13 protein-coding genes are annotated in these 12,125 nt (G+C 72.0%); 8 read left to right on the top strand and 5 right to left on the bottom strand.

All coding sequences use genetic code 11. The features are described from left to right. Positions 1-62: 62 nt before the first annotated feature. The 5 genes from ACIBMZ_RS25505 to ACIBMZ_RS25485 all read right to left on the bottom strand — a co-directional run bounded on the left by ACIBMZ_RS25505 (position 63) and on the right by ACIBMZ_RS25485 (position 4,136). Positions 63-920 (bottom strand): ABC transporter permease, encoded by an 858-nt coding sequence (locus tag ACIBMZ_RS25505; RefSeq protein ID WP_396697933.1) that lies wholly within the window; start codon positions 918-920, stop codon positions 63-65. Next, entirely contained in the window at positions 917-1,930 is a 1,014-nt protein-coding gene (locus ACIBMZ_RS25500) for an ATP-binding cassette domain-containing protein (protein ID WP_396697931.1), read from the bottom strand. Before ACIBMZ_RS25500 ends, ACIBMZ_RS25505 begins: the two co-directional genes overlap by 4 nt. A 150-nt stretch (positions 1,931-2,080) precedes the next feature. After that, a complete protein-coding gene (locus ACIBMZ_RS25495) occupies positions 2,081-2,932 on the bottom strand; it encodes an aldo/keto reductase (RefSeq protein WP_396697929.1) in 852 nt (283 codons plus the stop codon). Positions 2,933-2,982: 50 nt separating this feature from the next. Then, the gene (locus ACIBMZ_RS25490) at positions 2,983-3,219 is read right to left on the bottom strand and encodes a Rho termination factor N-terminal domain-containing protein (RefSeq protein ID WP_396697928.1); all 237 of its coding nucleotides are present in this window, start codon (positions 3,217-3,219) and stop codon (positions 2,983-2,985) included. Continuing rightward, positions 3,216-4,136 (bottom strand): ParA family protein, encoded by a 921-nt coding sequence (locus tag ACIBMZ_RS25485; RefSeq protein WP_396697926.1) that lies wholly within the window; start codon positions 4,134-4,136, stop codon positions 3,216-3,218. The genes ACIBMZ_RS25490 and ACIBMZ_RS25485 overlap by 4 nt, the downstream gene beginning before the upstream one ends. A 111-nt stretch (positions 4,137-4,247) precedes the next feature. Between ACIBMZ_RS25485 and ACIBMZ_RS25480 the strand changes: the two genes are divergently transcribed. The 8 genes from ACIBMZ_RS25480 to ACIBMZ_RS25445 all read left to right on the top strand — a co-directional run bounded on the left by ACIBMZ_RS25480 (position 4,248) and on the right by ACIBMZ_RS25445 (position 12,093). After that, entirely contained in the window at positions 4,248-4,751 is a 504-nt protein-coding gene (locus ACIBMZ_RS25480; protein WP_396697924.1) for an ArsR/SmtB family transcription factor, read from the top strand. 44 nt (positions 4,752-4,795) lie between these two features. Continuing rightward, positions 4,796-6,268 carry a serine hydrolase domain-containing protein gene (locus ACIBMZ_RS25475; protein ID WP_396697922.1) on the top strand — a complete coding sequence of 491 codons (1,473 nt, stop codon included), beginning with the start codon at positions 4,796-4,798 and terminating at the stop codon, positions 6,266-6,268. 107 nt (positions 6,269-6,375) lie between these two features. Continuing rightward, entirely contained in the window at positions 6,376-8,004 is a 1,629-nt protein-coding gene (locus ACIBMZ_RS25470) for an AAA family ATPase (protein ID WP_396697920.1), read from the top strand. A gap of 28 nt (positions 8,005-8,032) precedes the next feature. Further along, entirely contained in the window at positions 8,033-8,488 is a 456-nt protein-coding gene (locus tag ACIBMZ_RS25465; RefSeq protein ID WP_396697918.1) for a hypothetical protein, read from the top strand. After that, positions 8,485-8,700: a DUF2997 domain-containing protein gene (locus ACIBMZ_RS25460; RefSeq protein ID WP_131054253.1), complete on the top strand. Its 216-nt coding sequence runs from the start codon at positions 8,485-8,487 to the stop codon at positions 8,698-8,700. Before ACIBMZ_RS25465 ends, ACIBMZ_RS25460 begins: the two co-directional genes overlap by 4 nt. Then, positions 8,684-9,661 (top strand): ComEA family DNA-binding protein, encoded by a 978-nt coding sequence (locus ACIBMZ_RS25455; RefSeq protein ID WP_396697917.1) that lies wholly within the window; start codon positions 8,684-8,686, stop codon positions 9,659-9,661. Before ACIBMZ_RS25460 ends, ACIBMZ_RS25455 begins: the two co-directional genes overlap by 17 nt. Further along, a complete protein-coding gene (locus ACIBMZ_RS25450) occupies positions 9,654-10,340 on the top strand; it encodes a 4Fe-4S single cluster domain-containing protein (protein WP_396697915.1) in 687 nt (228 codons plus the stop codon). Before ACIBMZ_RS25455 ends, ACIBMZ_RS25450 begins: the two co-directional genes overlap by 8 nt. A gap of 124 nt (positions 10,341-10,464) precedes the next feature. Next, positions 10,465-12,093, top strand: coding sequence for a M28 family metallopeptidase (locus ACIBMZ_RS25445; RefSeq protein WP_396697913.1), 1,629 nt, complete (start codon positions 10,465-10,467; stop codon positions 12,091-12,093). Positions 12,094-12,125 lie beyond the last annotated feature (32 nt).

Here is a 12,125-nt window from a genome sequence, read left to right as displayed (position 1 = left end):
GGTCCCGGGCGCACCCTCTCAGGCGGGGGCGCTGCTCGGAACCGGGCCGCGGTGGTCGAGGGTCAGCGGCGGTTGTAGCGGTACATCGTGAGGCTGCCGAAGACCACCACGAACAGCACGCTCCAGCCGATGGTCCACATCATGGCCGACGTGTCCGTGGTGCCGGCCATCGCGGCCCGCACCGAGGACACCAGGTGGGTGATCGGGTTCGCCTTGACGAACGCCTGGAGCCAGCCGGGCATGGTGGACGGTTCGACGAAGACGTTGCTCAGGAAGGTCAGCGGGAACAGCACCATCATGCTGACGCCCATCACCGACTTCTCGTTGCGCATGATCAGCCCGAACAGCGTCCAGACCCAGGAGAACGCGAACGAGAAGACCACCAGCAGGCCGACCCCGGCCAGCACGCCGAGTGGACCGCCCTCGGGACGGAAACCGAGCACCAGTCCCAGGGTGAGGATCACCGTGGCGGCGAGGACGTAGCGCAGCACGTCCCCGAAGATCATGCCGACCAGGGCGGCCGGCCGCCAGACCGGCAGCGTCCGGAAGCGGTCGAAGATGCCCTTCTCGATGTCGGTGTTCAGCCCGACGGCGGTGTACATGGTGATCATCACGACGCTGGTCACCATGATGCCCGGCAGGAAGAACTGCAGGTAGTCACGTGGATCTCCGGCGAGCGCGCCGCCGAACAGGTACGTGAACATCAGCACCATGATGATCGGGAACATGGTGACGTCGAAGAGCTGCTCCGGCACGTGCTTGATCTTCAACAGGGCGCGCCAACTGAAGGTCAGCGACGCCGCGAGCGGACTCGGGCGTGGTGGGCGTGCCGCCGGTGCGAGCACCGTCGCCAACGCCTCCGAGGAGGGTACGTAGACCGACGGCGACGGTCCGGTCGAGGTGGCGGTGTCGCTGCTCATCGGGCTGCCTCCAACTCGTCGTCGCGTTCGGCGGTCGGCTCGGCGGGACGGTCGGTGAGAGCCAGGAAGACCTCGTCCAGGCTCGGCTGACCGAGCGAGAAGTCGTCCACCACGATCCCGGCGCGGGACAGCTCGCCGAGTGCCCGGGCGGCCTGTGCGCTGGCGTCGAGGTCGCTGCCGGCCTCGCCGACCCGCGCGGTGATCGCCACCGGGTCGCCGTCGAGTTGCACCGCCACGCCGAGCGTGGCCTCCAGCAGCCGCCGCGCCTCGGGCCGCTGGTCCGCCTCCCGCAGCCGCAGGTGCACGGTGCCGGAGCCGACCGAGGACTTGAGTTCGCCCGGGGTGCCCTCCGCGATCACCCGGCCGTGGTCGACCACCGCGATCCGTCCGGCCAACTGGTCGGCCTCGTCCAGGTACTGCGTGGTCAGCAGCACCGTGGTGCCGTGTGCCACCACCGCCCGGACGATCTCCCACACCTGGTTGCGGCTGCGCGGGTCCAGCCCGGTCGTGGGTTCGTCGAGGAAGAGCAGATCCGGGGTGCTGAGGATGCTCGCCGCGATGTCGATGCGGCGGCGCATACCACCGGAGTACTTCTTGACCTGTCGCCCGGCCGCCTCGGTCAGCCCGAACGCGGCCAGCAACCGTTCGGCCCGCTCCCGCGCGGCCGGCTTGCGCAGACCGAGCAGCCGGCCCAGCAGGACCAGGTTCTCGGTGCCGGTCAGGTCCTCGTCCACCGAGGCGTACTGGCCGGTCAGGCTGACCCGGGCGCGGACCGCGTCGGCCTCGGTGACCACGTCGTGCCCGAAGACCCGGGCCCGCCCGCCGTCCGGCCGCAGCAACGTCGCCAGGACCCGGACCGCGGTGGTCTTCCCGGCGCCGTTCGGCCCGAGCACCCCGTACACGGCACCTGCGGGCACCTGGAGGTCGAGTCCGGCGAGCGCCCGCGTCTCACCGAACGACCGGGTCAGGCCCTCGGCCTCGATGGCGAGGCCGGTGGTGCGTCTAGTCATGATCTCGGTGCTTCCTTCCGTTCGTCCCGTCGCCGTCCGCCTGCTACAACGACGTCGTCGTGGTTCAGGCGCGAGACGACGGACAGCCGCCGCTAGATCGGATCTAGCGGCGGCTGTGGTCGGTACCTCGGGGTGGCGGAGCCCCGGGGGTCAGGACGGGATGTAGTCGAAGGTGTCCGGATGGGCGCCCTGCCGACCGGCCTCGCCCCGGCCCAGCAGCGTGATGCGTTCCATGGTGGCGTCGTCCAGCTCGAAGTCGAAGATGTCGACGTTCTCCTCGATCCGCTTCGGGGTGGTCGACTTCGGGAAGATCACGTCGCCCCGCTGGACGTGCCAGCGCAGCACCACCTGGGCCGGCGTCCGGCCGACCTGCTCGGCGATGTCGGCGATGGTCGGGTCACCGAGCACCGCGCCCTGGGCGATCGGCGACCACGCCTGGGTGACGATGCCGTTCTTGGCGCCGTACTCGCGCACCTCGTCGTTGGGGAAGTACGGGTGCGCCTCGATCTGGTTCACCGCCGGCACCACCTCGGTCTCGGCGGCCAGCCGTTCCAGGTGCGGCACCTGGAAGTTGGACACGCCGATCGACTTGGCCCGACCGTCGGCGCGGAACTCCTCCAGCACCTTCCAGGTGGAGACGAAGTCGCCGTCGTAGCGGGTCGGCAGCGGCCAGTGGATGAGGAAGAGGTCGATGTAGTCGGTCCGCAGCGCGTCGAGCGTCGCCTGGAACGCGGTGCGCGCGTCGTCGGGGCGGTGGCAGGCGTTGCTCAGCTTGCTGGTGACGAAGACGTCCTCCCGGGCCACCCCGGCGGTGCGTATGCCCTGGCCGACCTCGGCCTCGTTGCCGTACATCTCGGCGGTGTCGATGTGCCGGTAGCCGACGTCCAGTGCGGTGCGGACCGCGTCGGCGGTGTCCTTCGGGGCGATCTGGAACACCCCGAACCCCAGTTGCGGGATCGAGTTGCCGTCGTTGAGGGAAATGTCCGGAATCGTGCTTGCCATGGGATCGACATACCCGCTGACCGGCCTCTTCTCACGCGCCGCGTCCGGCCTCAGAGGCGGCGCAGGGCGGTGGAGTTCAGGCGGTAGCCGATGGTGGCGTCCACGATCCGCTCGACGAGTTCCGCCTTGCGCAGCCCGCCGAGGCCGCGCAGCCCGATCTGCGCGGCCAACTCCCGCAACTCGCGTGCCGACCGCTCGGACAGGAACGTCGTACCGTCGGCGCGGCTGGTCATGGCCGCCAGTCGGACGATCGACCGCGCCGGGTCGGTGGCCTCCGTCGCCCTCACGCGGGTTGCAGGTGGTCGAGGAACTCGGTGGCGAGCTGGCGCAGTTCCGCGCGGACGGCGGGCACGGTGACCCGGTCGCGCAGCACCACCGGCACCCCGCGCGGGGTGTTCGTGGCATAGAGGGTGACGTTCTCCCGCAGCGCCGTCGGGAAGACCGGCAGCCCCAGGTTGCGGACCTGGTCCATGTAGCCCTGGTGGGTGGCGATCGGCCGCTGTGCGAGCAACTGGATCATCGTGAAGACCACGCCGGCCACGCCGGGGGCGACCTTCTGGTGTCGGCGTACGGTGGCGAACCGCCGGGCGTCGGCGTTGTACTGGTCGACCAGTTCCCGCACGTTGCCGTGCAGATAGTCGATGCCGAGGGTGGACAGGTAGTCGGCCTTGGCCGGGATCACCAGATGGTCGCTGGCGATGATGGCGGACTGGGTGACCACGTTGAAGTTCGGCGGACAGTCGATCAGCACCATGTCGTACGGCTCCAGCCCGTCCGCGAGCAGCCCCTCGGCGAGCGAGCCGCGTACCCGGAACAGCTCGGCGTCGTACTCCTCGCCACCGGCGACGCTGCGGGCCAGGGCCAGGTCGATGTCGACCAGTTGCAGGTGCGAGGCGATCAGGTCGAGTCGCCCGGCTCCGGAGAGCCGGCTGTTCGCCGGACCGGGGGAGACCACAAGGTCACCCAGGGTGATGGCGGTGTCGCCCTCGCGGAGGCCGTCGTACCACCGCTTGATGGTCCGGGAGTCGCGCAGCCGCTCCCGCCAGTCGTCCGGGTCGTAGAAGCCGAAGGTCAGGCTGGCTTGCGGGTCGAGGTCGATGAGCAGCACCTTCAGCCCTCGGTTGGCCAGTTCGGCCCCGAGGTTGGCGGTCACCGTGGTCTTGCCGACCCCACCCTTGTAGTTGATTACGGACACCACGTACATCGACGTACCTCCCCAGACCTGGGAACGGTAGTCGGCCACCCTGGGTGAATTCGATCATCCGCGCGACTTTTCCGTGTAGCACGTAACTACGTATGTTCGTATTATCGAGCCATGGCGGATGTGGAGGAGCGGCTGGCGGCGCTGGAGGCGCAGGTCGCGGCACTTGTCGAGCGGCTCGGTGTGCCGACCGAGGCGGCCACCCCGGCGGAGGGCGCCTTCTGGGCTCTCGACGGACTCAAGCAGCGCCTGCCCGCCGAGAGCGCGGGCGCCGTGCTCTACACCGGCACCGTCCGGGCCGCCGGGCGGTCCTACGACTGGCAGTACGGCAGAGAGGTGGACGACCTGCTCGCCGGTGACTGGGCCGAGCTGCCCGGCATCCTCGCCGCCCTGGGCCACCCGGTGCGGCTGCGCCTGCTGCGGGAGATCCTCACCGGCCGGCAGAGCACCGCCGAGCTGGCCGACATCGAGGAGCTCGGCACCACCGGCCAACTGCACCACCACCTGCGCCAGCTCACCGCAGCGGGCTGGCTGCACAGCACCGGGCGCGGCCGGTACGCCGTCCCGGCCGAACGGGTGGTGCCGCTGCTGGCCGTCCTCAGCGCCGCCCACCGCTGACCACCCCCGGACCGCCGACCACCCCGCACGGAAGGACCACCCCCATGCGTAAGCCGACCGCCGTCGCGCTGGTCGCCGGGATCATCGCGGGTCTCGCCGGCCTCGCCGCGCAACCCCGGGAACCACGGCTGACCGCGTCGACCACCGGTGACGCCGGCCTCGCCGCCTCGGCCCGCGCCGCGGTGGCCGACCCGGACGGATACCGCGGTCTCGCCGTCGCGCTGATCGACGACGGCCAGGTCCGCACCGCCGGCCTCGGCGACCGTGACCGGGACGGCGCGCCGGTCGAACCCGGCACCCCGTTCGAGATCGGCTCGGTGTCGAAGGTGTTCACCGGGATGCTGCTGTCCCGGCGGGCCGAGGCCGGCGCGGTACGGCCCGAGGACACCCTCGGCGCCGTCTGGCCGGCGGTGGACGGTCCGGCCCGCGAGGTCACCCTCGCCGAGCTGGCCAGCCACCGGTCCGGCCTGCCCCGGCTCGACCTCGGCTCGGTGGGCGCATGGGTCCGGATGCTCCGGGCCAACGTCGCCGCCGGCAACCCGTACGCCGGACTGGACACCGACCGGGTCCGGGCCGCCGCCGACGCGCACGCGCCCGGCGACGGCCGGGGGAGCGTCGGCTACTCCAATCTCGGTTCCGCGGTGCTCGGGCAGGCGCTCGCCGCCGAGGCCGGACTCGGCTTCCCCGCGCTGGTCGACCGGGAACTGCTCACCCCGCTGGGCCTGACCGCGACCGTCCACGCCGCCGATCCCGGTGCCCTGCCGGCCGGGCACGCGCAGGGTGCCCGTGGCAACGGACGGGTCGCGGACCCGTGGACCGGCACCGGGTACGCCTCCGCCGGCATCGGCTACTGGTCCACCGCCGAGGATCTGGCCCGGCTGGTCGCGGCCACCGCCGCCGGCACCGCGCCCGGGGCCGACGCGCGCGACCCGCGCTTCGACGACGACGAGCGCACCCGCATCGGGTACGGGTGGTTCACCACCCGCTACGGCGACCAGGAGATCACCTGGCACAACGGTGCCACCGGCGGCTTCTCCTCGTACGTCGGGTTCGACCGGGTCACCGGGCGAGGGGTGGTGGTGCTGGGCAACACCGACAAGCGGGTGGAGTCGATCGGGCTGCGGCTGCTCGGCGTACCGCCGGATCAGGCCGGCAGTCCCGCCCCGGCGCTGCCGGTCTGGGCCGGGGCCGGTGTCGCCCTGCTGTTCACCGTCATCGGCGGGCTGTCGCTGCTCGGTGTCGCTCACCGCCCGGCGCTGGACCGGTTGACCGTGCTCTCCGCCGGGGCCTGGGCGGTGGTCTACCCCGCGCTGGGGCGTGCGCTCGGTGACTGGTCGGCGGTGCCCGGCTGGCTCTGGGCGGTCGGTCCGGCGTTGAGTGCCGCCGGGGCGGCGTTGGTCGTGTACCGCTGGCGTGGGCTGCCGACGAACCGGGCCGCCGTGCCGTGGCGGCGGGTCGTGGTGACGGTCGCCTCGCTGGTCGCGGCGGCGGTGGTGACGGTCGTCGTGTTCGGCTGAGCATGGCCGGCGGTCGATGCGCAGCTCGGCGGCGTTCAACCGCTCCGCTTCGAGCTTGATCAAAGCTGTTAAAGTCCGCCCAGTCCAGGCCGGCTGGGGAGGCGAGGATGGCACTGTCGTTCCGGGATGCGCTGTCGCAGATGCTCAAGGCGCGGTTCCCGATCCTGTACATCGAGTCCGCCGAGGAACAGCGCGCCGTCGCCGAGGTCGCGGCCGTGGCCCACGACGCGGCGCTGGTGCGTACCCCGCGTGCGGTGTGGACCTGGTCGCTGACCACCGGTCTGGTGCAGCCGGACGGCGTCTGGCGGACCGGCACCAACGAGCCGGCCGACGCCCTGGACGCCGCACTGCGGATCGACCAGCCGAGCGTGGTGATCTTCAAGGATCTGCACTCCTCGCACGGCGACGGCGAGCGGCCCGGTAACGCCGGGGTGGTCCGCCGGCTGCGGGACCTGGCGGCGGCGTTCAAGTCCGGCGCGGTGCCGCGCACCCTGATCCTGGTCTCGCCGGTGCTGCGCATCCCGGTCGAGTTGGAGAAGGACGTCACGATCGTCGACTTCCCGCTGCCCAGCGAGACGGAGATCCGGCAGGTGCTGGAGGCGATCATCCACGCCAACTCCGCCGACGGCCGGATCCAGATCGCCCTCGACGAGTTGGGGCGCGAGCGGTTCGCCAAGGCCGCCCTCGGGCTGACCCTGCACGAGGCGGAGAACGCCTTCGCCCGGGCGATGGTCAACGACGGTGTGCTGGACGGTCGCGACCTGGACGTGGTGCACGAGGAGAAGCGACAGACCGTACGCAAGTCCGGGCTGCTGGAGTTCGTCGAGGCGGACGTGAACCTCGCCGACGTCGGCGGTCTGGAGAACCTGAAGCGGTGGCTGGCCAAGCGGGACGGCTCCTGGCTGGCCGAGGCGGCGGCGTACGGCCTGCCCGCGCCCCGGGGCGTCCTGATCACCGGCGTGCCCGGGTGCGGCAAGTCGTTGACCGCGAAGGCGATCGCGGCGGCCTGGGAGCTGCCGCTGCTGCGGCTGGACGTGGGCCGGGTCTTCGCCGGGCTGGTCGGCAGCAGTGAGCAGAACATGCGCACCGCCATCCGGACGGCCGAGGCGACCGCACCCTGCGTGCTCTGGGTGGACGAGATCGAGAAGGGCTTCGCCGGGGGCGGCGGCGACTCCGGCACCTCCACCCGGGTCTTCGGTTCCTTCCTCACCTGGATGCAGGAGAAGAACCGGCCCGTCTTCGTCATCGCCACCGCCAACGACATCGAGAAACTGCCGCCGGAACTGCTGCGCAAGGGGCGCTTCGACGAGATCTTCTTCGTCGACCTGCCGACCCGGGCCGAACGGGCCGCCATCTGGCGGGTCCACCTCGCCCGACGGCTGCGCAACCCGGCCGTCGCCGGTGGGCTCGCGCTCGACGAGTCGCTGCTCGCCGAACTCGCCGACCTCAGCGAGGGCTACTCCGGTGCCGAGATCGAGCAGGCCGTCGTCGCCGGGCTCTTCGACGCGTTCGGCGAACGCCGCCCGCTGCTCCGCGACGACCTGGCCCAGGCGGTGGTCGGCATGGTCCCGCTCAGCGTGACCCAGGCCGAACGCATCGACGCCATCCGCGCCTGGGCCGACGCCCGCGCGGTGGCCGCCACCGCCGCCGAGGACTGGGACAGCGGCGCCCCCACCGACCGGAGCGCCCGGCACACCGCGCCGACCCAGCGCGGCGGACGGGCGGTCGAGTTCTGATGGCCGAGTCGACCGGAAGGAGCCTGCGGTGAGCATCTCGCTGGTGCTGCTACCCCTCGCCGTCGCCGCGGTGGCCGCCGCCCACGGCGTCACCACCCGTTCCGAACAGGAGGGCCGGATCGTCTGCGAGGTGCAGACCCGGATGCGGGACGAGAACCTGCTCGCCGCCGCGCTGCACGACACCGCCGCCGTGGTCGCCGTCGCGCCGGACTCGATCACCGCGGACTGGGCCGGTGTCCGGGCGAGCTTCCAGCGGGACGAGGCCGGCATCTGGTCGGCGCACTTCACCGGCGACATCGACGAGCCGAGGGCCGTGGAGGTGGTCCGCGCGGTCGACGTCGCGTACGGCCGGCAGGTCCAGCGGGCGGTGTTGGAACGGCTGCGGCAGCAGGCACCGGCCGCCGGGCTCCGGCTGGAGTCCGAACAGGTCACCGAGGACGACGCGGTCCGCCTGGTCTTCGCCGTGCAGGAAGCCCGGTCGTGACCGCCGAACAGCCACGACTCGTGGTCACCGTGAGCAGCGAGGGTGTGGTCAGCGCCGAGACCAGGGGCATCCTGGGCGACCGCTGCCTGGACTACGTCGCGGTGCTGGAGGACCTGCTGGCCGCCCGGACGGTCAGCAGCGCCTACACCGCCGACCACGCGCGAACCCGGGACGTCGTACGACAGGAGGACCGAGATGTCGACCGCGCCTGACCCGGGCTGGGCCCACAAAGGCGTCCCGACGGCACAGGCGGCGAACCCGGCCGCGAGTTGGAAGTGGCGGATGCTGCACAGTTGGTGGCTGCTGCTGCCGATCGTCGGCATGAGCTGCCTCGGCGGCTTCGGGTTCCTCTTCGTCGGGCTGAAGGCGCGGCGGGCGGCGTGGTGGATCTCCGGCATCGCCTACCTGGTGCTCGGCTGGACCGCCTTCATCCTGGTCGGCGAACTGGGTGAGACGGTCACCGACTGGGCGGTCGGGGGCGTCCTGGCGATCTGGGTGACCAGCATCGTGCACGCCCTCGTGATCAACCCGGCCTGGCTGCGCTGGCGGGCCGGCTTCCGCCCCTGGTACGCCGAGCAGCAGGGTGCGTACCCGCCCGGCACGCTGGCACCCCCGCCCGGGGCTCCCGCCCCGACCGCCTATCCGCCGCAGGGCGGCTGGAGCGCACCGCCCGGCCAGGTCTTCCCGCCCACTGCGGCATACCAGCCGGTCTCGCCGCCGTACGCGCCGTCCACGGCCACACAGCCGCCGGTGTCACCGGCGTACCCGCCGGTCACGGCGGCACAGCCGTCGCTGGAACTCCCGCCGCCGCTGCCGGACTATCCGCCGCCGCTTCCGGACCACCCGTCCCCACTGGCCGACCACCCGCCGCCGTTGCCGGGGCAGCGGTCGGGGGCGACGACCGTCGACCACGGCGGCGTGCCCGGACCGCTCGACGTCAACACCGCCGGGTGGGAGGAGTTCGCGGCGCTGCCCGGCTTCGACCCGGGACGGGCGCGGCAGGTCGTCGACGCGCGGGACCGTCGGGGCGGCTTCGGCGGGCTCGCCGAGTTCACCGCCGCCGCCCACCTGGCCCCGCACGAGTACGCCCGGCTGCGTGACCGTCTCACCTGCACGCCGCCCGGCGGCCATCGGCCGGGGTACCCGCCGTCCGGTCGCGTCCTGGATGTCTGAGCGCGGTCCGGCTCCGCCGCGCGCGGCGGCGACCGTCGCGCTGGCCCGGTTCCTGGCCGCCACCCGCGCCGAGGGCCCGGGGCTGCGGACCGCCCTCTGGGTCCAGGGCTGCGCGGTGCGCTGCGTCGGCTGCTTCAACCCGCACCTGTGGAGCTTCCGGGGCGGCGACGAGGTGGACCCCGCCGACCTGGTGCGGCGCGTGCTCGACGCACCGACCGAGGGGCTGACCCTGCTCGGCGGCGAGCCCTTCGACCAGGCGGCTCCGCTCGCCGAGGTGGCCGCCGGGGTACGCGCCGAGGGCCGCTCGGTGATGACGTTCAGCGGCTACACGTACGCGCGTCTGCGCGCGGCGGCGGACGGCGGCCGGGACGACGTCGCCGCCCTGTTGGCCGTGACCGACCTGCTGGTCGCCGGGCCCTTCGAGGCCGACCGGATCGACCGGCGGCGCCCCTGGGTGGGCTCCACCAACCAGGAGTTCGTGCTGCTCAGCGACGCTTTTCCGGACCTGCTCGACGAGGTGTCGGCCAGCCCGGACCGGGTCGAGATCACTGTGGACACCAGCGGGCGGATCGCGGTGAACGGGTGGGCCGAGGCGGACGCCCTCGACGAACTGCTGGCCTCGGTGAGCCGTCCGCAGCCGGGACGACACGGCGTGATCGGCTGGCCCGACCGGGCCTGACGGCGGCCTGAGGTGGCCGAACAGTCCCGTTGCCGTTGTCATCGATGTGTATCAGGATGGCCGCAACATCCGGCACACGGGGGTCGGGGAGCCGGATTACCGAAGAGGAAGGACGTGGCACATCGTGGTGCCTTTCTCCGGCAGGAGGGTGATCGCCGCCATCGCGGCGGGCACCCTGGTGGGCACGGTGGCGCTGGTAGGACCGGCGACGGCGAGCCCGAACAACAACACGGTCAAGAAGCTGACCAAGGCGGTGACGGTCAAGGGCGTCATCAAACACCTCGACCGGTTCCAGGCCATCGCCGACGCCAACGACGGCACGCGCGCCTCCGGTACGCCGGGCTACGACGCGAGCGCCGACTACGTGGCGAAGCTGCTCAAGAAGGCCGGCTACCAGGTCACCCGCCAGCAGTTCGACTTCGCTTTCTATGAGGAGTTCGGCTCCTCTTTCGCCCAGGTGGCGCCGAACGCGACCGACTACGCCGAGGGCGTCGACTACGAGCTGATGGACTACTCCGGCGACGGGGTGGGCCAGGGCCAGGTCGTCGCGGTGGACCTCAACCTGACGCCGCCGCGCGCCTCCACGTCCGGCTGCGAGGCCAGCGACTTCGCCACCGTCGACGTGGTCGGGAAGATCGCTCTGATGCAGCGCGGCACCTGCGGGTTCGGCGACAAGGTGGCCAACGCCGAGGCGGCCGGTGCGGTCGGCGCGATCGTGATGAACCAGGGCAACGGTACGCCGGAGGCCAACCCGGACCGCTACGACCTGTTCGCCGGCACCCTCGGTGCACCGGTCGGCATCCCGGCCGTCAGCGTCTCGTACGAGGCCGGGGCGCAGTTCGCGGCGACGGCGGGGCTGGTCCTGCGCATCGAGGCCGACACCACCTCGGAGGTCCGCAGCACCGAGAACGTCTTCGCGCAGACCCGGCACGGCCGCACCGACAACGTCGTCATGGCCGGCGCGCACCTCGACTCGGACCCGGCCGGACCGGGTTACAACGACAACGGCACCGGCAGTGCCGCGCTGCTGGAGGTGGCCCTCCAGATGGCGAAGGTCAAGCCGGCCAACGCGGTCCGGTTCGCCTGGTGGGGTGCGGAGGAGGCGGGCCTGGTCGGCTCGCAGTACTACGTGGACGGTCTGACCGAGCAGCAGGTCGGCGACATCGCCCTCTACCTCAACTTCGACATGATCGGCTCGCCGAACTACGTGTTCGGGGTCTACGACGGTGACGACTCGGCGCAGCAGGGCGCCGGACCGGGACCGGAGGGGTCGGCGCAGATCGAGCAGGTGTTCGAGCGGTTCTTCGCCTCCCGCAAGCTGCCGACCGTGCCGTCCGACTTCACCGGTCGCTCGGACTACGGGGCGTTCATCGCCGTCGATATCCCGGCCGGTGGCCTCTTCACCGGTGCCGAGGGCATCAAGACGGCCGAGGAGGCCGCCCTCTTCGGCGGGCTGGCCGGGGAGGCGTACGACCCCTGCTACCACCAGGCGTGTGACAGTCTGACGCCGGTCGCCGACGGTGCCGACCCGGTGTTGTACCGGGCCCTGAACAAGAAGTACAAGCTTCGGGGCAACGTCAACGTGCACGCGCTGGACGTCAACTCCGACGCGATCGCCGCCTCGGTGATCACGTTCGCGTACGACACCTCGGCCGTGAACGGCGTACCGGGCAAGGCTCCCGGCAAGGGCAAGGGCAAGGGCAAGGGGCACGGCCCCAAGCACGGTCACCCGCACGGGCACTCCTGGCGGTGACGTCGACCGGGCCGGGCTCCCCCGTGGGGCCC

The sequence above is a fragment of the Micromonospora sp. NPDC049900 genome (genome assembly GCF_044461025.1).
Taxonomy (GTDB): Bacteria; Actinomycetota; Actinomycetes; order Mycobacteriales; family Micromonosporaceae; genus Micromonospora.
The sequence above is the reverse complement of the archived record's forward strand: the minus strand, read 5'-3'. Positions and strand labels throughout refer to the sequence as shown.

Bases quoted from the DNA above. Each gene is read 5' to 3' on its own strand.
- ACIBMZ_RS25505 (WP_396697933.1), bottom strand. From the start codon at position 920: ATGAGCAGCGACACCGCCACCTCGACCGGACCGTCGCCGTCGGTCTAC.
- ACIBMZ_RS25500 (WP_396697931.1), bottom strand. From the start codon at position 1,930: ATGACTAGACGCACCACCGGCCTCGCCATCGAGGCCGAGGGCCTGACC.
- ACIBMZ_RS25495 (WP_396697929.1), bottom strand. From the start codon at position 2,932: ATGGCAAGCACGATTCCGGACATTTCCCTCAACGACGGCAACTCGATC.
- ACIBMZ_RS25485 (WP_396697926.1), bottom strand. From the start codon at position 4,136: ATGTACGTGGTGTCCGTAATCAACTACAAGGGTGGGGTCGGCAAGACC.
- ACIBMZ_RS25480 (WP_396697924.1), top strand. From the start codon at position 4,248: ATGGCGGATGTGGAGGAGCGGCTGGCGGCGCTGGAGGCGCAGGTCGCG.
- ACIBMZ_RS25475 (WP_396697922.1), top strand. From the start codon at position 4,796: ATGCGTAAGCCGACCGCCGTCGCGCTGGTCGCCGGGATCATCGCGGGT.
- ACIBMZ_RS25470 (WP_396697920.1), top strand. From the start codon at position 6,376: ATGGCACTGTCGTTCCGGGATGCGCTGTCGCAGATGCTCAAGGCGCGG.
- ACIBMZ_RS25455 (WP_396697917.1), top strand. From the start codon at position 8,684: ATGTCGACCGCGCCTGACCCGGGCTGGGCCCACAAAGGCGTCCCGACG.
- ACIBMZ_RS25450 (WP_396697915.1), top strand. From the start codon at position 9,654: ATGTCTGAGCGCGGTCCGGCTCCGCCGCGCGCGGCGGCGACCGTCGCG.